The sequence below is a fragment of the Beijerinckia sp. 28-YEA-48 genome (assembly GCF_900104955.1).
Classification (GTDB): Bacteria; Pseudomonadota; Alphaproteobacteria; order Rhizobiales; family Beijerinckiaceae; genus Terripilifer.
In genome coordinates this window covers 199,435-219,624 of sequence record NZ_FNSI01000002.1, presented here as the reverse complement: position 1 = coordinate 219,624, position 20,190 = coordinate 199,435, and the positions used below count along the sequence as shown (strand labels likewise).

Sequence of the window (20,190 nt, the reverse complement as noted above, 5' to 3'; positions counted from 1 at the left end):
CCTGCAGCGCAGGTCGGCAGGAGGGAAATTATGAATCGTCGTGATCTGCTCCGTGCGCTGCCGGCTGCGGCGCTTCTGGCCAAGTATGATCTTGCCTGGGCGGCCGGCGCCCCCAAAGGCATCATGCTGATGAACAGGATCGCGCCGTCGGTATCCGAACTCTATATCGCCAATGCCGACGGTTCGAACGAGCGCAAGCTGCTGGCGGATTCGAAGTTCGATTATAACGCCGCCTTCTCTTTTGGTGGAGACTGGCTGGTCTTCACCTCCGAACGCAACGGCGATGGTCAGTCGGACATGTTCCGTGCCCGCCTTGATGGGATGGGGATCACGCCGCTCGTGACCGGATCGCCGGTCGATGATGCCGGCGCCATTTCGCCGGATGGCACACAACTCGCCTTCGTCTCGACACGCAATGGCTATCGCGCCAACATCTGGGTGATGGATCTGAAGACCAAGCAAATGCGCCAGCTCACCGGCGTTGCGGGTCTTCGCGGCGAGGACGGTAAGCCGGACTGCTATTTCCGGCCGGCTTGGTCGCCGGACGGTAAATGGATCGCCTTTTCCAGCGACCGTGATACGTCCTGGCGTGGCCATGACGATGGACATGGTTGGGAGCACACCCAGGAACTGGCGATCTACAAGATTCGTCCGGATGGAACGGACTTCCGTAAAGTCGTGGCAAAGCCCGGCTTCTGTCTCGGCTCGCCGAAATGGTCGCTTGATGGCCGGCGCCTTGTCTTTCATGAGCTGACGACCGAGGACACTTGGGGTTCGCGCCGCCCCAATCTCGTTGACAAGGTCAGCTCGCAGATCGTCTCCGTCGATGTCGAGAGTGGCGAGCGGATCGAGCATACGTCCGGGCCGCATCTGAAGCTGCAGCCGCAATATGTTTCGGCGACGGAGATCGGCTATCTTGTCAAGGGCGGCCCGGAAGAAGGATTGGGTTATACGTCCGGCCGTAAGGTGCCGATGCGCTGGTTGCGTTCGCCTTCATGGTCGACCGACGGCAAGCTCGTCGTCTATGAGAAGGTGGCGTTCCGGCCGCTGCGCCCGGAAAACAAGCATCTCTACAGCTGGGACAAGGACTGGGACTATCGCCATTCCGACGTGTTCCCGACCTTGTCGCGTGACGGCACGCTCGCCATTACCGAGAAGGGCGCGCAGGCCAATCTCGTCACCATGAAGCCTGATGGCGCCGACCGCAAAACCGTGTTCGATGTTACCGGCAAGGTCGATCCGAAGTGGAAGGGCACGGGCCTTACCGGCGCTTTTCAGCCGGCCTGGTCGCCGGATTCGCAATGGATCGCCTTCGGGCTCGGTGCCTGGTTCTTCATCCGCGACACGGGCAAAGCTGTGGTCATGCGCGTTCGTCGGGACGGCACGGGCGCGGAAGCGCTGACCGATGGTACGGTTCATTCCGGCTTTCCCAGCTATTCGGGCGATGGCAACGAAATCGTGTTCCGCGTCTGGGGCGATCAGCAGAAGGGTCTGCGCATCATCGACCTCCGCACGCGCAAGGTGCGAGTGCTCACCACCGAATACGACAATCTGCCCGGCTGGTCGCCAGACGGAAAGCTGATTGTGTTTACCCGCAATACCGGGGGCGCCAACTACGACATCTTCACCATCCGCCCGGACGGCACCGATCTGCGCCGCGTCACCACTCAGCCGTCGGGCGATGGCCATGCGGTGTGGACGGCAGACGGAAAGATCATGTGGAGCGGTTCGCAGCATGGTTTCCGCGACGAAGCGGCGCTGTATGATCAGACGTTCCAGCAATATGGACAGATATACATTATGAACGCCGACGGCAGCGACAAGCGCATGCTCACCGACAGCAAGTGGGAAGATTCTATGCCGCTCTATCTGCCGCGCAGACTGTTTGGAGCCAAAGGCCTGCCGTTGGTCTCAAGCCGATGAGCCTGAAGGGAAGATAGCCATGTGGCGTCGCTTCGTTCTATGGGGAGGCTGCCTCGCTCTCTTGGGTACGGGCGGCAACGCCTGGGCGGAGGATAACGCGCCCGTCGCCAACCGTACGGCCGTGTTCGTCGGCACGCAAGGTAGTGGACCGGGTCAAGGCATTCATGCGGCGCTGCTCGACGAAACAAGCGGTGAATTGACAGGAGGCGAGCTCGCCGCCGAAGCCGAGCGCCCAACATGGCTCGAAATAGACCCACAACGCCCCCTGCTCTACGCTGTGAGTGAGGTTGGTAACGATGGCAAATCCGAAGGGAGTGTCGCCAGTTTCGTGATCGAACAGCCGGGCGGACGTTTGCGGGCCTTGAACCGCGTTGGTTCGGGCGGCGGTGGTGCGACGCACCTTGCCTATGACGCGAAGGGCGCCGCTCTGATCGTCGCTAATTTCGGTGGCGGCCAGGTCAGTGCTCTTCCGGTTCTGCCAGACGGAAAGCTGGAACCTGTGAGCTCGGTACAAACCAATACCGGATCGGGCCCGCACCGCCGCCAGACCAGCCCGCACGCGCATGGTGTTGCGTTGGATCCGAGCGAGCGCTTCGTCCTGGCCGCGGATATGGGCGCCGATCGGGTCTTCGTCTATCGCTGGGATAGAGCCAATAAGACGCTTTCGCCAGGTTCAATGCCGTTCGCGGCTTTCCCGCCAGGCTCGGGACCGCGACACCTCTCGTTCTCGCGCGATGGACGCTTTGCCTTTGTGCTGAGCGAACTCAGCAGCGAGATTTTCACTCTTGCCTGGAATGCTGCTTCAGGTCATCTCACCGAGCAAACGCGGATCGCTCTTGATGCGCCGGACTATGCGGGCGGCAAAGGTGCATCTGAGATCGTATTGTCGCGCGATGGACGCTTCCTTTATGCGCTGAATCGTGGCCAAAGCGCGATCCAAGCCTATGCGGTCGACCCAGCTTCTGGGGCCCTCGCGCTCCTGCAAACCTTGCCAAGCGGCGGACAGATCCCCTGGCATGCGCGGATCACACCAAGCGGCAAATGGATGATCGTCGCAAATCAAGGTTCCGGCACGCTCACCCTCTTTGCCATCGACGCTGGGTCTGGCAAATTGTCGGCGTCCCCTCATAGTCTCGCGATTGCAAAGCCGGCGAATGTCGCATTTTTTCCGCCACGATGATCGGAGGGCGTCAGCCGATTTTGCGCACGGATACCGATGTCGATTTCGCGGCAACATGGGCGCGCACCATTTCGATGAAATCGGCATGAAGACGTGTCGGCAACCAATTGGCACGCTTGGTGATGCCGATCGAGGGTACAGGTAGGATCGGACTAAACGGAATCGCACACAATTCCGGATCCTCATGCTCCAGTTCGTAGGTCGTCATCAACGTCAAGCGGTCGCTACTGCCGACGAGGTGCCGGATCACATTGATGGCCGATGTGGTAATGGGCGATCGTGGGCCGGAGCGGCCGGCGAACAAATGCTCGAAGGATGCGCGCCGCCGCGAACCCGCATGGCCCTGAACCCAATCGTAGGCAAGGAGGTCGTCGAGCGTGACGCGGCCTTTGCGCGCCAGCGGATGTCCCCGGCGCGCGACGATCAAGTAAGGCGTCTGCGCCAGGGCTTCGCTGACCAGGTCCGCTCCGCCGGCTTCCGGCAAAAGGCCGATCACCACATCGACGTCGCCGACGGCGAGGCTCTTGATCATCAAAGCGGCGCTATCGTTGAGGATGCGGATATCGGCATGAGGATGCAGTCGCAGAAAATCATCAAGAATAGAGGCCACCAGGACACTGCCGCCTGAAGGCATGGCGCCAACGACGATCTGCCGGCTGCTACAGCCCTGTGCGCTTTCCAGCTCCTCGATTCCCCATTCGATTTCTTGCAACGCGAGCTTCACCTTGCTGCCAAAACGCACGCCAATGGGGCTCACGATCATGCCGGCTCCGGTGCGATAAAACAGCGAAATGCGCAGATTGCTTTCCAGTATGCGCGCTGCTCGTTGCAAGGACGTAGCTGAAATGTCCAAAGCCTCCGACGCACGTTCGCGCGAACCATGTGCGATGACCGCAAGCAGAATCCGGATTTGCGAACGCGTCAGCCGATTGGCAGCCCAGCGTGCGCTTTCCGGCGTCGCGGCGGCGCCCGCCTCCGTGATGGCGATGGCAATCTGTTGGAAGAAGCGCTTCACACGCGCATGAAACACTGCGCCAAGTTCATTGAGATAGCTACCGCTGGCGCATCTATCGACGAGTTCGGCGCCGATCTTTTGTTCGAGCTTGGCAAGCGCTTGCGTCACGGCGGGTTGTGATAGCCCGCATTCTTCCGATGCGCGCCGGACGCTCTTGAGATCGCCGATGGTCTCGAAAACGCGCAGCTGCCGAAAGCTGAGGTCGGCTGCCTTCTCGATGCCGGTGGTCGCGGCCATTGAATGCCCTCCCGAGCGCTTCATGTATCGTCATATTTATGAGGCGACAAGCTAAGGATAGCTTTGCAGCATTCTGATCGGCCAGGAGCCCGCTCAGTAGATGGATTGTATTATTACATTGATTTGAAACATAATATTTGAATCTTCGGGGTCGCTTTCATGCCTGAGCTTGCGGCTGCGGCGCCGCTAAATACGGTTCGAGTGAAGGCATTTCTTATCACGATAAGCATAAAACTTATCTCTTGTTCAGCAGGAAAGTGATGGCATGAGGCCTCCCTGCATGCCCACATTTTCGATCAAGGATTGAGCAGCCTTATAACTTCTGCGTCGCGGCCCCCGCATTTACATGCAGCCTGCGTTGACACTTCACCCATTCGATCGCCCTGTTGATCCAACACGTGGCTCATACGCGCATGTATTTTGCGAGCCGCTAACAACAGGAGAAGATCATGGGCGGGAAGGTTCATTTGAAAATCGCAGTTGCCGAACATCCGCATACATCGGCGATTCGGAATGGTTCGATCCCCATCGAAGGGGTCGATGCCGAGATCATCACGGTCAATCCGCAGATCGGCGCGTTCCGGCGTATGGTGCGCGATGTCGAGTTCGATGTCTGCGAACTCGCGCCGACGACCTATATCATCGCGCGCGCTTATGGTGCTCCGTTCGTAGCGCTGCCGATCTTCGTCACGCGCCGCTTCCATCATGGCGGCCTACTTGTACGCCCGGATGCGAACATCCGTTCGCCTAAGGATCTCGAAGGCAAGAAAGTCGGCGTTCGCGCCTATTCGGTCACCACTGGCGTGTGGACGCGCCAGGTATTGATGGACGAATTCGGTCTCGATAACGACAAGGTGACTTGGGTGGTCGACGACGAAGAGCACGTGACGCAGCTCAAGCTACCGGCCAATGTCATCCATGCGCCGCAAGGCCGCTCCCTCGCCGACATGATGATCGACGGCGAACTGTCGGCTGGCTTCGATGCGGCAGCCGGCATCGGCCGCTCGGGCGCGCCGACAGGTGGGTGGAAGGAACTTGATGCGAATTATCCAGACCTCTTCCCCGACGCCGAAGCCCTGGAGAACGACTACTACAAGCGCACCGGCATCTATCCGATGCATGGCACCATCGTGGTGAAGGATTCTGTGCTGGCCGAAAACCCGTGGATCGCGAAATCGCTGTTCGATGCCTTCTCGCGCGCCAAGGACGAATGGCTTGCGCGCCTCGACGCCGAAGGACCGAAGAATGGCGTGGACAGCAAATATGCCAAACTTCGCAAAATCGTCGGACACGATCCCCTGCCCTACGGACTCCCCGCCAATCTCAAAACTATCGAAGCACTCGAACAGACCTCGTTCAAGCAAGGGCTGACGCCGCGGCGTATGTCCATGGAAGAACTCTTCGTCGATCCGCAGCGGGCTTGATAATGATCATTGATTGCCACGGTCATTTCACGACCGTCCCGAAATCGTTTCGCGATTGGCGCGCCAGGCAGATAGCTACCGCCGACGATCCGGCCAACGCGCCGAAGATGAGCGAAGCCTATCTGACCGACGATCAGATTCGCGACGCGATCGGCAATGGTCAGCTCAAGCTGCAAAAGGAACGCGGCAGCGATCTGACTTTGTTTTCGCCCATCGCCGGTCTGATGTCGCATCATCTGGGCAACGAGCGGACGAGCCTCGAATGGGCCCGGGTCTCGAACGACACGGTGCAGCGGGTGAGCGAACTCTTCCCGGAGAATTTTGCGCCGGTCTGCCAACTGCCTCAATCGCCCGGTGCGCCGCCGGCGAACAGCATTCCGGAGCTGCGGCGTTGCATCGAGGAGTTTGGCTTTGTTGGCTGTAATCTCAATCCTGATCCGAGCGGCGGCTATTGGACCGGAAAGCCGATGACCGACCGCGAGTGGTATCCTCTCTATGAAGTGCTCGTCGAACTCGACGTGCCGGCGATGATCCACGTCGCCGCGTCCTGCAATCCCAATGCCCATGGAACCGGGGCGCATTATCTCAACGCCGACACATCGGTCTTCATGCAGGTGTTGCAGTCCGATCTCTTTAAGAACTTTCCGACCTTGCGTTTCGTGATCCCGCACGGCGGCGGTGCAGTGCCCTATCACTGGGGCCGCTATCGCGGCATGTCGCTGGAGATTATGAACCGGCCGCTGGAAGGCCTGCTCGATAACATCTTCTTCGATACCTGTGTCTATCACAAACCGGGCGTCGCCTTGCTCACCGAGGTCATACCTTCGAGCAACGTTCTGTTTGGGTCGGAAATGATCGGTGCGGTGCGTGGCAAGGACCCCAACACCGGAAACTACTTCGACGACACAAAACGTTATGTCGACGCGTTGGTCGAACTGACCGCGATGGATCGGCAGAAGATTTTCGAAGGCAACGCCCGCCGCGTCTATCCGCGGCTCGACGCCAGACTGAAGGCACAGGGTCGCTGAAGCGCGAAGAAGTGATCGGCGCTGCAGCAGTTCAATTTTTCAAAGGCTCCTGGCGGGATCACAGTCGATCAGCGGCCAGAAAAAGGGGCGATGCACCCCGGAGGATTCCATGGTTTCTTATGTCGACATCCACCCGCATGTCATCTCCGATGATGCGAACCGTTATCCGTTGGCGCCGCTGTTCGGCAAACGCTCCGACTGGTCGCGGGAGCGACCTTGCACGGTCGAGACGTTGATCGCGGCTATGGACGACGCCAGCGTCGACAAAGCCGCCGTCGTTCATTCTTCGACCACCTACGGTTTCGACAACAGCTATGTGGCCGATGCCTGTGCCCAATATTCCGATCGCCTTGTGGCGGTCGGTTCCATCGACATTCTCCAGCCCGATGCGACGGAGGAAATTCATCGCTGGGTGGACCGAGGGCTGGTCGGCCTGCGCCTGTTCACTGGCGGCAGCACGAAGGATTTCGATCCGAGCGATCTGGAAGATCCACGTTCGTTTCCGGCGTGGGAACTCTGCGGCGAATTGGGTCTGCCGATGTGTATCCAGACCGGGCCGATCGGCTTGGCGCCCGTCGCGGCGCTGGCCCATCGATTCCCGAACGTGCCGATCATTCTCGACCATCTCGGCCGTCCGGATGTCACCGATGGGGCGCCTTATGCCAAGGCGCAAAGCCTGTTCGACCTGGCACCGATCAAATCCATCTATCTCAAGCTGACGCCGCGCATCATGGCCGACGCGAAACGCGGCGCGGCGACGCCCGAAACTCTGTTCGCCAAACTGGTGGCGACGTTCGGCGCCGACCGCATGGCTTGGGGCTCCAATTTTCCCAGTTCCGAAGGCGCGCTGACGGAGATTCTGGCGACGGCGAAGGATCGGCTGAAATCGCTTTCGGCCACCGACCAGAGCAAGATTTTCGCCACGACCGCGCAGAAGCTCTATCCCGCGCTGGCGGGCTGACGAGCAATGTACGGTCGATAAGGGAAAGAGGCATGGCGGTGTCGAGTTCAAACGAAGGGCATGCCCCGTCCTTGACCATCCAGGAGCCATCGGGTCGCCTCTGGACCGTTCTAACTCTGCTGACGTTCGGTCTCCTCATCTCCTTCGTCGACCGCACCAGCCTCTCGTCGGCGCTCGCCGACAAGAACTTTGTTGACTATTTCGTGCTCAACAGTGTTGACCGTGGCTGGCTGAACTCAGCCTTCTTCTGGACCTACGGTTTGATGCAATTGCCGATGGGCTGGATCGTCGATCGGTATGGCGTCAAATGGCCCTATGCGGCGTTCTTCGCCATCTGGTGTCTGGCGACAGCGCTCACCGGCCTCGTCACGGCGTTGGCCGCCTTGATCTTTATGCGCCTCCTCGTCGGCGCGGCTGAGGCCGTCGTGATCCCCGCAAGCTACCGCTGGATCGGCAGCAACATGGGCGAAAGCCATAAGGGCTTCGCCGCCGGCGTGCTGTCGACGGGCGGTAAAATTGGGCCGGCTCTCGGTGCGCCAATCGCCGCGTGGCTCATCGACAATTACTCATGGAAGCTCATGTTCCTGGCCACGGGTATCGCCGGCATGTTGTGGCTGATCCCTTGGCTCATGGTGACTCGGAACGATCTGCCGTCGAAAGCGGAAGCGGCCGGAAACCGGAAGAAGGCATCATCGGTGACATTGGTCGCGCTCCTGAAAAGCCCGGTCATCTGGGGCGCGATGATCAACAATTTCTGTTACGGCTATTTCACCTTCTACTGCATGACCTGGATGCCGGCCTATCTCGTCGAGCAGCGTGGTCTTTCGCTGCAAAGTTCGGGCCTCTACACGTTCTTCAGCTTCATCGGAATCGCCATCGTCGCCACGATCGCCGGTTGGGCGGCCGACCGGATCATCGAGCGCGGCGGTGATGCGGTGTTCGTCCGCAAAACCTTCATCATCGCCGGCTTCATCGGCGGTAGCACGGTTCTGTTCGGCGCTTTTGCCCCGACGCTGCAAATGGCGCTGTTCTGGAACGTGCTGTCGCTGACGCTGTTGGGGCTCACGACGGCCAACAATCTGGCGTTGTGCAAGCTGACCTTGATCCCCAAGCCGGCGATCGGGCTTGCGACCGGCGTGCAGCAGCTCGCCACCAGCCTTGCCGGCGGTATATCGGCCAGCCTGTCGGGATGGTTGCTGCATGTCAGCGGCACTTACGAACTGCCGATGATGGTTATTTTTGTTTTCCTGCTCATCGGCGCCGTCAACACGGCGGTACTGCTGCGGCCGAAATGGGCGCCGCGTGTTCAGACGGCGCCGGACGTGGCGAAAGCATAATCTTTTCACGGTACGTTCAATTCACAACGGAAAGTCGAAGCCATGGCGCAGATCGTATTTGGAATGGCCATCCCGCATAGCGGGATGCTCGGTCAAAAGGCGGAGGATTGGCTCGGCAATGGGGAGCGTGACCGGAAGAATCCGACTCTCTGGTATCGCAATAGGACCTGGACCTATCCCGAACTTTACGACGAGCGCCGGGCTGAAGGGTTCGATCGCCTTCTGACGCTGGAAGAGCGCCAGGTACGCTCGGCACGTTGCACGGCGGCGATCGCGGAAATGCGCCGTGCCTATGAAGCCGCCAATGTCGATGTCGCTATCATTCTCGGCAAAGATCAGAAAGAGATTTTTGTCGACATGACGCCTTCGATCGCTATCTATACTGGCGAAGAGGTGCATAACGGGCCGCCGCAGCGATCGGTCTATGCGCCGGACCACCCGGTGATGCACCACTGCCACCCGGAACTTGCCCTGCATCTCATCGGATCGCTGGAAGCACAAGGCTTCGACATCACCGATTTGATGAAATGGCCCGGCAATGTCTGGATGAAGGGCGAGCCGATCGTCCCGCATGCATTCGGCTTCGTCTATCGGCAGGTGATGAACGACAACCCGCCGCCCCACGTACCAATTCTGATGAACACGTTCTACACACCGACGCAACCGTCGATGGCGCGTAGCGTCGCCTTTGGCAAGGCGTTGTTGAAGGCGGTCGAAGCCTGGGACAGCGACAAGCGCGTGGCTGTGATTGCGTCCGGTGGTTTGTCGCATTTCGTCTGCGACGAAGCCTTTGACCGCAAGATCATCAGCTATCTCGGCGATTATGATTTCGACGCACTGGTTGAGGTCGACGATCGATCCTATCAATCTGGTACGTCCGAGATCAAACTTTACAGCGCTATGATGGTGTCGTTGCAGAAAGCGGGCGCCAAGATGACCCTTGTCGATTATGTGCCCTGCTACCGCACGGAAGCGGGCACCGGTGAAGGCATGGGCTTCATGTATTGGGCGCCGCAGGCTTGAGAGAGCGCGGATGCCACACCGAATGAATGGCCCTGCCCGACGAATTAATGGGGGCAACGCCCGCGCGCTCCGCTAGCTTGTGATTTCAGAGGTCAATATGTCCAAGAGCAATCGCCTGAATGGTGTGATCCGTGCCTGGGAGGCTGGCAAGCCGGCGTTCGCCGCTTTCGCCAAGCTCGACAAGCAGACCGCCGCCGAAATGAGTGATGCGCCTTATGATGGCGTCGTCTATGAAATGGAACATAATCCTTACGATGTCGCCGGTCTTGGCGATGCGTTGCAATACATGCTCAACCGCAAGGCGATTGCCGAGTCAGGCTCCGTCGCTCCGTCAGTCACACCGTTGGCGCGCATCCCGGCCAATGGCGTTGAGATGAACCAGTCCTTTGCCAAGCAGGTGTTGGACCGCGGCGTCTATGGCGTGATCTGGCCGCATGTCAGCACGGTGGAACAGGCTTACAGTGCCGTGGCCTCCTGCCGGTACGCTCGCCCGAAGAATGCTGCGCTCTACGAACCGCGCGGCGTGCGTGGCGACGGACCGGCCAATGCCGCGCGCTATTGGGGCCTCACTCAACCGGAATATTACGCGCGCGCCGATGTGTGGCCGCTCGCGCCAGAAGGGGAAATTCTCGTCGGCCTCATGATCGAGAGCACGGCGGCAATCCAAAATCTCGACGACATGCTGGCCAGCGTGCCTGGCATTGGCTTTTGCCTGATCGGCGAAGGCGATCTCAGCCAGGAACTGGGTTATCCGCGCCAATACGAGCATCCGGTGGTCATCGATGCCATGAAAGCCATCGCGGCCACCTGCCACAAGTATAAAGTTCCGGTTGGCAATCCGCACGTCTCGGCCAAGAATCTCGAACGACTGCTTGCTGAAGGCTATCGATTCCTGATGTCGGCCCCCTCGCGAAGCTACGGCGTAGTCGGCCAAGGCCGGGAACTGGCAGGTTACTGATGAACGGTGCAGAAAGTCTCGTCACCACGCTCGCTGACCAAGGGGTCGACGTCTGTTTCGCCAATCCGGGCACGTCCGAGATGCATTTCCTCGCGGCGCTCGAAAATCCGCGCATGAAAAGCGTGCTCTGCCTGTTCGAAGGGGTTTGCACGGGCGCGGCCGACGGCTGGTATCGGATGCGCGACAAGCCAGCTTCGACCCTGCTGCACCTGGGACCCGGCCTCGCCAACGGCCTTGCCAACATTCACAACGCCAAGCGCGCCGGTTCCGGCATCGTCAACATCGTCGGCGAACATGCCACTCATCATCTCAAGTATGATGCGCCGCTGACCTCCGACATCGCCGGTCTCGCCCGTCCGCTTAGCGATTGGGTGCGCCGCGCCGATTCAGCCCGCTCTATCGCCGCTGATGCGGCAGCGGCCGTTGCTCAAGCCAGCGCGCAACCTGGCCAGATCGCCACGCTGATCTTGCCGGGCAATTTCTCCTGGGGTGACGCCGGCATGCCGCAACGGCCCGAACGTGCGACGACGCAGCTGAGCCCTCCTAGCTCGGAGCGCGTCGATCAGGCAGCCCGCATTTTAAAATCCGCCGATCCGACGCTGATCATTCTGGGCGGCAAGGCGATGCGCGGCCGCGCGCTGGAACTGGCGGGTCGCATCGCCGTCAAGACCGGCTGCCGTCTGGCGACCCAATTCTTCTCCGCACGTATTGAGCGCGGGGCGGGCCGGACACCGCTGGAGCGCATTCCCTATGCGGTGCCCCAGGCATTGGCGTTCCTGAAATCGTTCAAACATATCATCACCGTCGAAACGGGCGAGCCGATCGCCTTCTTCAGCTATCCCGACAAGCCAAGTCTCTTGAAGGCGCCGGACTGTCAGGTTCACGTGCTCGTCGAGAGGGACGAGGATTCGATGGCTGGACTCGACATGCTTGCCGATGCCCTCGACGCACGGCTAGTGCAACCTCTGACGCAACCGCGCGACGGCCAAAGCATCCCGCAAGGCGCCTTGCATCCGGTCAGCATCGCCCATGCGTTGGCCGCCGCCATGCCCGAGCACTGCATCCTCGTCGATGAGTCTCTGACGACGGGTCGCGAAACCATGGGCCTAACGGCGGGCGCTCCGCCGCATGACACGATTCAGAACATGGGCGGTTCGATTGGTTATGGCACTCCGGTGGCGACGGGCGCGGCGCTGGCCTGTCCCGATCGACGGACTTTCTGTCTCGTCGGCGATGGCAGTGCCATGTACACGATCCAATCGCTGTGGACGCAGGCGCGCGAGAGCTTGCCCGTCACGACGATCATTTTCGCCAACAATTCGTATCAGATCTTGAAAAGCGAATTCGCCAACATGGGCTTTGGGCAACCCGGGCCTCAAGCCTTGGCGATGATCGATATCGACCGCCCCACCATCGACTGGGTGGCGATGGCCAAGAGCATGGGCGTGCCGGGCGTGCGTGTCGAAGATGCCGGCGATTTCTATCAAGCGATGGTGCGCTCGACCCAGGCGGCCGGCCCGATGCTCATTGAAGTCAAAATTCACTAAGGGAGGAAAACATGGTGACCTGCGCGGTGACGACACTGAAAACCAATCTCGCTAATTATCCCGTGACCAAAGCGATGAAGGACGGCCGCGTCACCTCGGACATTGTCAAGCTGGATTTCTGCGGCCCAGAGACGGCGCATAACGGTTTTAAGGCGATGGTGCGGGAGAATGCCTTCGACGCGGGCGAACTCGCCATCGTTACCTATCTGCAGGCCAAGGCTTACGGCAAACCATTTGTGCTTCTGCCAGCGCCGATCTCGGGCCGCTTCCAGCACCATTGCGCGGGATTCAACAAGGAGCTGTTCGATCTCAAGCCCAAGGATATCGAGGGCAAGCGCGTCGGTGTTCGCACGTATGCGCAGACGACGGGATTGTGGATCCGCGGCATCTTACGACACGAATACGGCGTCGATCTCGACAAGGTGACCTGGTGCACGCTGAACGACGGGCATCTGGCCGAATATACCGATCCGCCGCATTGCGAACGGTTACCGAAAGGGTCGTCCGTTCCCGACATGATGCTAGAGGGAGAACTGGCGGCGGCGTTGCTTGGCGTCGACATGCCGAAGGACCCGCGCGTTCAGCGCCTGGTGCCAGACCCGCATGAGGCGGCGAAGGATTGGTACAAGCGTGAACATGTCGTTCCGGTGAACCACATGTTCGTGGTCCATCAGGATGTGTCGAAGAACAATCCAGAAGCGGTGCGCGAAATCTTCCGCATGATCGTCGAAAGCCGCGCCCTGACGGAAGGTGGCGAGCCCGATCCATTCCCGCCCTTCGGCCTCGACGCGCTGCGCAAAGGCCTGCAACTGGCCATCGACTGGTCGCTCGATCAGAAGATCATCCCGCACCGATTGAGCGTCGATGAACTCTTTGACGACACGACAGCCAATCTGATGCCGTGAGATTTTTGGGAGGACAAGGCCCGCAAAGGGCCGTGGAGAGGAGGAAACCATGCCATCTAACGCAAACCGACTGTACGGCCTCGCAAGATCAGTCATCGGCACGCTGGCGCTCGGCGCTTGCCTACTGCTCGTGGCCAGCGCCGGGCCTGCGGATGCGCAGAGTAAGTTTCCCGACCGGCCGGTACGCATCATAACGCCGTTCGGCGCCGGTGGTGCCGGCGACATGACCATGCGCCTTCTGGCGCAGCGCTTGCAGGAAATGACCGGCGCGGCCTTCGTGATCGAAAATCGCCCAGGCGCGGGCGGGCGCGCCGCCATGCGCTCCGTGCTCGATTCCCCGGCCAACGGATACATCCTCGGCGTGACGGGCAACGGCCAGGCCATCGCCGCTTCCTTGGTGGAGCAGAAACCCTACGACATCGTCGAGGATTTCACGCAGGTCTCCGTCGTCGCATCCTTCGACATTCTCGTGACGGTCAATGCGCACTCTCCCTTCAAAACCTTGAAGGATCTTGTCCAGGCAGCCCGGGAGAATCCGAAGAAACTCAATTTCGGCACATCGCTGGCAGGCAGCACGCAACATCTGTCGGCGCTGCTGCTGGCGCAGCTCGAAGGTCTCGACGTCGCCGTTATCAACTTCAAGACCAGCGCCGATCTCGTCAATGCGCTATTGCGCAAGGACATCGACGTCGGCTTCGATTTCTTTGCCAGTTTCTCAGGGTCGCTTGAGGACAAGGCCTTGCGCGTGCTCGCAATCGGCGGCGAGAAACGGGCCGACTATCTGCCCGATACGCCCACAGCCAAGGAAAGCGGTTATCCGGAATATGTGGTGCAAAGCTGGAACGGTCTGTCGGCGCCGGCCGGCCTACCGCCCGATGTGCTTGAATTCCTCAACATCAAGATCAACGAAGCCCTGAGGGATGAGAACGTTCGTACCAAGGCGCGTATGATCGGCCTGAATCCGGAAGGATCAACCCCTGCGGAAATGCGTGCCCGCATGATCGCCGATGTGAAGAAATGGGGTGCCGTGATCGAGAAGGCCGGTCTCGGCAAACAGTGACGAATGCGATGCAAGCGATCCTGAGCGGGAACGCTATGGGAGGATGCGGACATGCTGAATGGAGAAATGCTGATTGGGTCGAAGAGCGTGCGGGGCTCGCAAAGCGGGCTGCGCGCCGTTAATCCGTCGACCGGCGAAGGTCTGGACCCTCCCTATCCGGGCGCCAGCCTGCGCCAGTTGGATGAAGCTTGCGCTCTCGCGGCGGCGGCGTTCGATCCCTATCGGAATTTGCCGAGGGAAAAGCGCGCAACATTCCTTGAGGCGATCGCGACCAATATTCTCGACCTTGGCGACGCGCTGATCGAACGGGCTATGGCCGAAACCAGTCTGCCTCGCGTCCGGCTTGAGGGCGAACGCGGCCGCACGGTCGGCCAATTGCGCCTCTTCGCTCAGGTTGTGCGCGATGGCCATTATCTTGAACTGCGGGTCGATCCGGCCCAGCCCGATCGCCAGCCGTTGCCACGGTCGGACCTGCGCCTGCGAAAAATCCCGCTCGGACCGGTGGCCATATTCGGCGCATCAAATTTTCCGTTAGCCTTCTCTGTCGCCGGTGGCGACACAGCGTCGGCACTCGCCGCCGGCTGCCCGGTCGTCTGCAAGGCCCATCCGGCGCATCCCGGCACATCCGAACTGGTCGGCCGCGCAATCCAGAAAGCCGTCAAGGACGGCGGTCTACCCGAAGGCGTCTTCTCACTGCTCTTCGACAGCGGCCATGAGATTGGCCAGGCGCTGGTTTCCGATCCGCGCATCACGGCGGTGGGCTTCACCGGTTCGCGCCGGGGCGGCCTTGCCCTGATGGCGATCGCGCAGCGCCGCGCTGAACCCATTCCGGTCTATGCCGAGATGAGTTCCATCAACCCCGTCCTGCTTTTCCCAGCCGCTTTGGCCGAGCGCAGCGACAAGATCGCGGCCGCCTTCGTCGCCTCGCTCACCATGGGCGCGGGACAGTTCTGCACCAATCCCGGCCTCATCATCGCACTTGATGGCAAGCCGCTCGATATGTTTCTCGAACAGGCCGGTCGCCTTATCTCTGGTGCGGGCGCGACAACGATGCTGACACCTGGCATTCATCAGGCCTATGAGAGCGGTGTGAGCGCCCTTGACACGCACGACAGTGTGCGAACCATTGCGCGCGGACAACAAGGCGGACGGTATCAATGCATCGCCGGGCTGTTCACCACGACAGCGGAGGTTTTCCTCGCCGATGCAAAACTCGCCGAAGAGGTGTTTGGCGCTTCATCGCTCATCGTCCGTTGTCGCGACAGCGCCGAGATCGCGCGCGTTCTCCTTAGCCTTGAAGGACAATTGACGGCGGCTTTGCATATCGCCGACGCCGACCATGACGAAGCGCGCAAGCTGCTACCTCTTCTCGAACGCAAAGTCGGCCGCATCCTCGTCAATGGCTTTGGAACCGGTGTCGAAGTGGCACATGCCATGGTGCATGGCGGCCCTTTCCCCGCCACATCGGATAGCCGCACGACCTCCGTCGGTTCGCTGGCCATCGAGCGCTTCCTCCGCCCGGTCTGCTACCAGGACATGCCGGACGTGCTGTTACCGCCGGACCTGCGTGATGCCAATGTGGTTCATCACGACCATTTGCGCGATGGAAGGGCTATACTAGGGCACTGATATACGGCTTGTCCGTTGATGTCATTGCCCAGAAGCTCGGACGCCACCGTTCGACGATTTTCAGAGAGCGCGCAGTAGTTTTGACGATCTGGAATTTCGAAGCTGACCGGATATTTCGGCGTTGTGGCGAACGGTAAGGCCAGAGAACGCCGTGATATCGCAAGCTGGTTCGCATCAGAAGCTGCGCGCCGCGATCATTGATCGGATCATGCATGGTTGGTCGCTGGAGCAGATTGCTGGCCGGCTGGCCTATGACCGCAGCCGCGTGCGCCTTTGTCACGAAACGATCTATCGCTTTGCATACTCGGCCGATGGTCAAGAGGTCAAACTGTGGTGCTATTTGCCTGAAGCCCGCGCCCGGCGTTGGCCATGCTCGACGTCGGTATGGTCGCAGATTCCGCCCAGAATTAAGCATATTGCATCGCCCGGATGGGCGGAATTTGTATGCTTAAAACGAGAATAAAGAAGGCGCTTTGACGACTGTTTAGCTCGTCTTGTACAGGACCGACGTCGCGATCTCCGGCAGCTCCAGGATTTCTTTTAGGATCAGAGCGCGCATGTGGCGCAGATTAGTCAGAGAAGCGTTCTCTGCCCCATCGGCATCATTTTGATCCAGCGCATGGATAAGGGGCGCGAAATCGCGGCGGCAGTCGACAGGAACGGTAGAGGCCTGCATGCGGGCGATAACGATCCTGTCTAGACGCTCAAATATTCTCTGTGTCAGCTCGCTGGCATAGCGATTGCCGGAGGCATTGCGGATCCGCCAGACGATCTCGTCGCTGGCCCTTATGATATCCATAACCTCTTCGGTATTGCTCGGTGGTGCGTTGGGATGAGATTTGTTGTTAAGCTGCAACAGGTCATCTTTGATGCCGGCAATCTTGCCGAGGCTCAGCCGCGCCAGACGTGGCGAAACCTCCTCCGCCAAATCATAAAGCTCGACGACGTCACGGACGGTGATCGGAGCGACCCGATAGCCCCTTTGCGGGAGCGCCTCGACCCATCGCTCCGCCGTCAGCCGCTCCAAGGCGGATCGGATCGGCATAAGGCCGAACTTATATTTCTCGTTGAGCTGTTGGGCAGAGACTGTCGCTCCTGGCTGAATACGACATTCGATCATATCCTTCTTGGCCTGACGATAAGCTTGCTCCGTCAGAGTGAGCTTGCCTTCGCCGCCGTGAAAGCCGCCATGCGGCCCCTTGTCGTTCATTTCCTACACTGTCCCTTGTGGCGGCCAAATCAGTTCGGTGCGATTTACACATGCTTCAAACGGCTCGTAAAGACGGCGGTTCGGGAACCGCCGTCTCTTGGTCCCAGTTCCTTAGAACGTCCGCTCCACACGTACGCGCGCTGCCCAATTGTTAGGGCTGACGCTGGCAAGTGTGCCAAGGCCCGTTGGCACTTCAAGCGGCAAACTCTGCTTCAGCCGGGCGTAGGCCACTTCCATGCCGATTTCGAACTGCGGTAGTGGTGCCCAGATGAGTTGCCCGGCAACATTCCACAGTTGCGCCTTGGATAGGCCACCCTGGGACCAGGCTGTGTTCTGCGTCACGCTGCCTGGTGTCACCTGCACATAGGTCAACGTCAAGTTTGAACGCAAGGTTGGTGTCCAATAGTGCGTCAGAATGCCGGTCACGTTGAACGCTTTGGTCTGTTCAGCGCCGCCGGCCGTGCATGCCGCATTCATGCAGAATAGAGTCAGATTGCGATCCAGCCGCAGAAAACCACCCAAAAAGTTCGAGCTGACTGCAAAATTGGAATTGAGGCCCAGACCGTACAGATATTCGTTCGCGCCAACACCATAGTTGGCCCAAACCTGAAGATGGTCACCAGCGGCGATCATCGGTAGATTGAGGCGGAAGCCACCGCCAACCGCCCAACCGACCTTTCGGATTTGCGGACCGGCATTGCCGACCACTGCGAGCGGCGCATTGGCGAAAGTCGCGGTGTTCTCCAGCACCAGGCCGGAAAGCATCGCCGAACCCCACGACTGGTCGAAACGAACATTGCCAACCAGAACAGGTAAACGTAATGGAACTGGTCCCGCCACCGCCGCCGTAGGCGAGAATGGATTGGCGCCAAGCGTGTTAGCGAAGGCGGCGAGGATCAGATCTCCGCGGTTCTCTAGAGCCAAAGTCGCTGAGAATCCATTGCCGAAGGTCGCGGTGTAAGCCAGTTGACGAATGCCGACGGGAAAGCCGGCATTAAACATCGAGAAATACTGATACGGCGGTATGAACAGAAAGTTCGTTCCGGCCTGCCCCACGGTGAAGCCGGCGAACCGAATATAGGCGGCCTGGACGAGGGCGACATTGTTGTTGCCTGCTGCCCATACGCCTGCGGAATAGCCGAGAGGCGCATTGGCAAGACCAGATTGCGAGGCCAGGCGTAGCGACAACACCGTTTGTACCGTGCCCCAAGCGGACTGGGTGCGAGCGTCCATGCTGACGATGCCACGCGCGTACCAGCCGTTCTGGTCAACCGCATTCGAGCTTATGAACGTGCCGGTGCCACCGGTGGTCGAGCGATGGGACACGGCATTTTTCGGTGGAACATAGAAGCCATCGACCATGATGCGGCCGCCGACCTTTAAGCATGTGTCGGTTCCCGGAATCCAGAAAAAGCCCGCGCCGTAAGTATCACACACGCGCACATATTCTACTGGCGCAGATTTCCGCGACGGTAGATCCGCCGATTGCGCAGCGGCTGCGGCGAACAAAGTCGCCGATGCACCCAGTATTACCATGCTCTTTTTCATCATGCCCTCCTCTTCCCTAAATGCGTACCGCTTCACGGACAGGCATCGGCAAAAGCGCGCGACAAGGCGATACCGATTGGCCAAGCGCCATCGACGGCCAGAACTCTGTCCTTTTGAAATCTCGGTGGTGTTTACTTGCGGTAGATCATCCAGGCCTCATCGTCGGAGGCCACATGCACGATCTGCCCGGCGCGCAGCGGCGGGTCGTGATGATACAACGTGAATTTCGCATGCCCCACGCGCACCTGGCTGCGCACCAGTTCGCCTTCCCGGTGGCTTTCGATCACAACACCGCACAAACCCTCTTCGGCGAGCCGCTGGCGGCTAGGCCGCATGGCGATTACGACATCAGATCCCGGCGCGATCTCGGCATGGCTTACAACACTGATCTCGCTTTCATCGGCTTTGATCAGCAGCCGGCCCGGCGAAACCGAGACGACTTTTCCTTCGAGGACATTGATCTCGCCAAACAGTCGCGCGACGAACAATGTCGCGGGATCGCGGATCATGTCGCAAGGTTGCGCCTGTTGCACGATCCGGCCGGCGGACATGACACTAACGCGATCGGCCAAAGCGAGGGCATCGTCACGATCATGGGTGACAATCACGGAAGTAACGCCGAGTTGCCGGGTGATTTCGCGGATCTCGCCGCGCACGTCGGCACGCAATTGCGGGTCGAGATTGGAAAGCGGCTCGTCCATCAGGAGCACTTTCGGCCGTTGCGCTATGGCGCGCGCCAGCGCCACGCGCTGCTGCTGTCCGCCGGATAGCTGTGTGACCGGCCGATCAGCCAGGCTCTCGATCTGCATGGTCGCGAGAACGTCCCGCACTCGTCGACCGGCCTCTTCATGGCCAAGGCGCGCCCGACCATACGTTAAAGCGAAACACACATTCTGTGCGACGGTCATATTCGGCCACAGCGCATAGGATTGAAATACCATGCCGATCGGCCGCTGTTCAGACGGTACCCATGTCCGCTCCCGCGCCGAATACATCGTCGCGCCGGCGATCGTGATCGTTCCGTCCGACGGCATATCGAGCCCGGCGATGAGGCGCAGCGTCGTGGTTTTGCCGCATCCCGAAGGCCCGAGCAACACATGGCTTTCGCCTTCCTTGATGTCGAGATCGAGCGCGTTGAGAACCGCCGCGCCTTTGCCGCCCTGGAACGATTTCGAAACTTGCTTCAATTTAATCGCGGTCATGTC

17 protein-coding genes are annotated in these 20,190 nt (G+C 59.9%); 13 read left to right on the top strand and 4 right to left on the bottom strand.

Going from position 1 to position 20,190, the window contains the following annotated elements:
* Positions 1–30 precede the first annotated feature (30 nt).
* Both BLW50_RS28860 and BLW50_RS28855 read left to right on the top strand, forming a co-directional pair.
* On the top strand, positions 31–1,923 hold the full coding sequence (locus tag BLW50_RS28860; RefSeq protein WP_090710307.1) for a TolB-like translocation protein: 1,893 nt from the start codon (positions 31–33) through the stop codon (positions 1,921–1,923).
* A 19-nt stretch (positions 1,924–1,942) separates the two neighbouring features.
* Positions 1,943–3,103: a lactonase family protein gene (locus BLW50_RS28855; RefSeq protein ID WP_090710305.1), complete on the top strand. Its 1,161-nt coding sequence runs from the start codon at positions 1,943–1,945 to the stop codon at positions 3,101–3,103.
* Between the two features lie 10 nt (positions 3,104–3,113).
* On the opposite strand, the gene BLW50_RS28850 is transcribed toward BLW50_RS28855, so the two are convergent.
* Positions 3,114–4,355 carry a LysR family transcriptional regulator gene (locus BLW50_RS28850; RefSeq protein ID WP_170850440.1) on the bottom strand — a complete coding sequence of 414 codons (1,242 nt, stop codon included), beginning with the start codon at positions 4,353–4,355 and terminating at the stop codon, positions 3,114–3,116.
* 449 nt (positions 4,356–4,804) lie between these two features.
* Here BLW50_RS28850 and BLW50_RS28845 point away from each other — a divergent pair, with 449 nt between their 5' ends.
* The 11 genes from BLW50_RS28845 (at position 4,805) to BLW50_RS28795 (ending at position 16,690) form a co-directional block, all read left to right on the top strand.
* Positions 4,805–5,779, top strand: a complete 975-nt coding sequence (locus BLW50_RS28845; RefSeq protein ID WP_090710300.1) for an ABC transporter substrate-binding protein — start codon at positions 4,805–4,807, stop codon at positions 5,777–5,779.
* Positions 5,780–5,781: 2 nt separating this feature from the next.
* The gene (locus BLW50_RS28840; protein WP_090710297.1) at positions 5,782–6,807 is read left to right on the top strand and encodes an amidohydrolase family protein; all 1,026 of its coding nucleotides are present in this window, start codon (positions 5,782–5,784) and stop codon (positions 6,805–6,807) included.
* 109 nt (positions 6,808–6,916) lie between these two features.
* Positions 6,917–7,768, top strand: coding sequence for an amidohydrolase family protein (locus BLW50_RS28835; protein ID WP_090710295.1), 852 nt, complete (start codon positions 6,917–6,919; stop codon positions 7,766–7,768).
* Positions 7,769–7,800: 32 nt separating this feature from the next.
* A complete protein-coding gene (locus BLW50_RS28830; RefSeq protein WP_090710292.1) occupies positions 7,801–9,105 on the top strand; it encodes an MFS transporter in 1,305 nt (434 codons plus the stop codon).
* Between the two features lie 42 nt (positions 9,106–9,147).
* Positions 9,148–10,128 (top strand): DODA-type extradiol aromatic ring-opening family dioxygenase, encoded by a 981-nt coding sequence (locus BLW50_RS28825; protein WP_090710290.1) that lies wholly within the window; start codon positions 9,148–9,150, stop codon positions 10,126–10,128.
* A 97-nt stretch (positions 10,129–10,225) separates the two neighbouring features.
* Complete coding sequence (locus BLW50_RS28820; RefSeq protein ID WP_090710287.1) at positions 10,226–11,086, top strand: HpcH/HpaI aldolase family protein; 861 nt, start codon at positions 10,226–10,228, stop codon at positions 11,084–11,086.
* Positions 11,086–12,633, top strand: a complete 1,548-nt coding sequence (locus BLW50_RS28815; RefSeq protein WP_090710285.1) for an acetolactate synthase large subunit — start codon at positions 11,086–11,088, stop codon at positions 12,631–12,633. The genes BLW50_RS28820 and BLW50_RS28815 overlap by 1 nt, the downstream gene beginning before the upstream one ends.
* 11 nt (positions 12,634–12,644) lie before the next feature.
* On the top strand, positions 12,645–13,538 hold the full coding sequence (locus BLW50_RS28810; RefSeq protein ID WP_090710282.1) for a substrate-binding domain-containing protein: 894 nt from the start codon (positions 12,645–12,647) through the stop codon (positions 13,536–13,538).
* Between the two features lie 49 nt (positions 13,539–13,587).
* Positions 13,588–14,598, top strand: a complete 1,011-nt coding sequence (locus BLW50_RS28805) for a Bug family tripartite tricarboxylate transporter substrate binding protein (RefSeq protein ID WP_090710280.1) — start codon at positions 13,588–13,590, stop codon at positions 14,596–14,598.
* Between the two features lie 51 nt (positions 14,599–14,649).
* Positions 14,650–16,227: an aldehyde dehydrogenase (NADP(+)) gene (locus BLW50_RS28800; protein WP_090710278.1), complete on the top strand. Its 1,578-nt coding sequence runs from the start codon at positions 14,650–14,652 to the stop codon at positions 16,225–16,227.
* Positions 16,228–16,378: 151 nt separating this feature from the next.
* On the top strand, positions 16,379–16,690 hold the full coding sequence (locus BLW50_RS28795) for a hypothetical protein (protein WP_090710276.1): 312 nt from the start codon (positions 16,379–16,381) through the stop codon (positions 16,688–16,690).
* A gap of 21 nt (positions 16,691–16,711) precedes the next feature.
* On the opposite strand, the gene BLW50_RS28790 is transcribed toward BLW50_RS28795, so the two are convergent.
* From BLW50_RS28790 to BLW50_RS28780, 3 genes are all read right to left on the bottom strand, one after another.
* Positions 16,712–17,437, bottom strand: coding sequence for a GntR family transcriptional regulator (locus BLW50_RS28790; RefSeq protein ID WP_090710274.1), 726 nt, complete (start codon positions 17,435–17,437; stop codon positions 16,712–16,714).
* Between the two features lie 111 nt (positions 17,438–17,548).
* On the bottom strand, positions 17,549–18,985 hold the full coding sequence (locus BLW50_RS28785) for a porin (protein WP_170850439.1): 1,437 nt from the start codon (positions 18,983–18,985) through the stop codon (positions 17,549–17,551).
* Positions 18,986–19,116: 131 nt separating this feature from the next.
* Positions 19,117–20,187: an ABC transporter ATP-binding protein gene (locus tag BLW50_RS28780; protein WP_090710270.1), complete on the bottom strand. Its 1,071-nt coding sequence runs from the start codon at positions 20,185–20,187 to the stop codon at positions 19,117–19,119.
* Positions 20,188–20,190: the final 3 nt, after the last annotated feature.

What these genes read in the sequence shown, in the direction of transcription:
- BLW50_RS28805 (WP_090710280.1), top strand. Translation starts at nt 13,588, where the DNA reads ATGCCATCTAACGCAAACCGACTGTACGGCCTCGCAAGATCAGTCATC.
- BLW50_RS28820 (WP_090710287.1), top strand. Translation starts at nt 10,226, where the DNA reads ATGTCCAAGAGCAATCGCCTGAATGGTGTGATCCGTGCCTGGGAGGCT.
- BLW50_RS28825 (WP_090710290.1), top strand. Translation starts at nt 9,148, where the DNA reads ATGGCGCAGATCGTATTTGGAATGGCCATCCCGCATAGCGGGATGCTC.
- BLW50_RS28800 (WP_090710278.1), top strand. Translation starts at nt 14,650, where the DNA reads ATGCTGAATGGAGAAATGCTGATTGGGTCGAAGAGCGTGCGGGGCTCG.
- BLW50_RS28785 (WP_170850439.1), bottom strand. Translation starts at nt 18,985, where the DNA reads ATGAAAAAGAGCATGGTAATACTGGGTGCATCGGCGACTTTGTTCGCC.
- BLW50_RS28780 (WP_090710270.1), bottom strand. Translation starts at nt 20,187, where the DNA reads ATGACCGCGATTAAATTGAAGCAAGTTTCGAAATCGTTCCAGGGCGGC.
- BLW50_RS28855 (WP_090710305.1), top strand. Translation starts at nt 1,943, where the DNA reads ATGTGGCGTCGCTTCGTTCTATGGGGAGGCTGCCTCGCTCTCTTGGGT.
- BLW50_RS28845 (WP_090710300.1), top strand. Translation starts at nt 4,805, where the DNA reads ATGGGCGGGAAGGTTCATTTGAAAATCGCAGTTGCCGAACATCCGCAT.
- BLW50_RS28835 (WP_090710295.1), top strand. Translation starts at nt 6,917, where the DNA reads ATGGTTTCTTATGTCGACATCCACCCGCATGTCATCTCCGATGATGCG.
- BLW50_RS28840 (WP_090710297.1), top strand. Translation starts at nt 5,782, where the DNA reads ATGATCATTGATTGCCACGGTCATTTCACGACCGTCCCGAAATCGTTT.
- BLW50_RS28790 (WP_090710274.1), bottom strand. Translation starts at nt 17,437, where the DNA reads ATGAACGACAAGGGGCCGCATGGCGGCTTTCACGGCGGCGAAGGCAAG.
- BLW50_RS28850 (WP_170850440.1), bottom strand. Translation starts at nt 4,355, where the DNA reads ATGGCCGCGACCACCGGCATCGAGAAGGCAGCCGACCTCAGCTTTCGG.
- BLW50_RS28830 (WP_090710292.1), top strand. Translation starts at nt 7,801, where the DNA reads ATGGCGGTGTCGAGTTCAAACGAAGGGCATGCCCCGTCCTTGACCATC.
- BLW50_RS28810 (WP_090710282.1), top strand. Translation starts at nt 12,645, where the DNA reads ATGGTGACCTGCGCGGTGACGACACTGAAAACCAATCTCGCTAATTAT.
- BLW50_RS28860 (WP_090710307.1), top strand. Translation starts at nt 31, where the DNA reads ATGAATCGTCGTGATCTGCTCCGTGCGCTGCCGGCTGCGGCGCTTCTG.
- BLW50_RS28815 (WP_090710285.1), top strand. Translation starts at nt 11,086, where the DNA reads ATGAACGGTGCAGAAAGTCTCGTCACCACGCTCGCTGACCAAGGGGTC.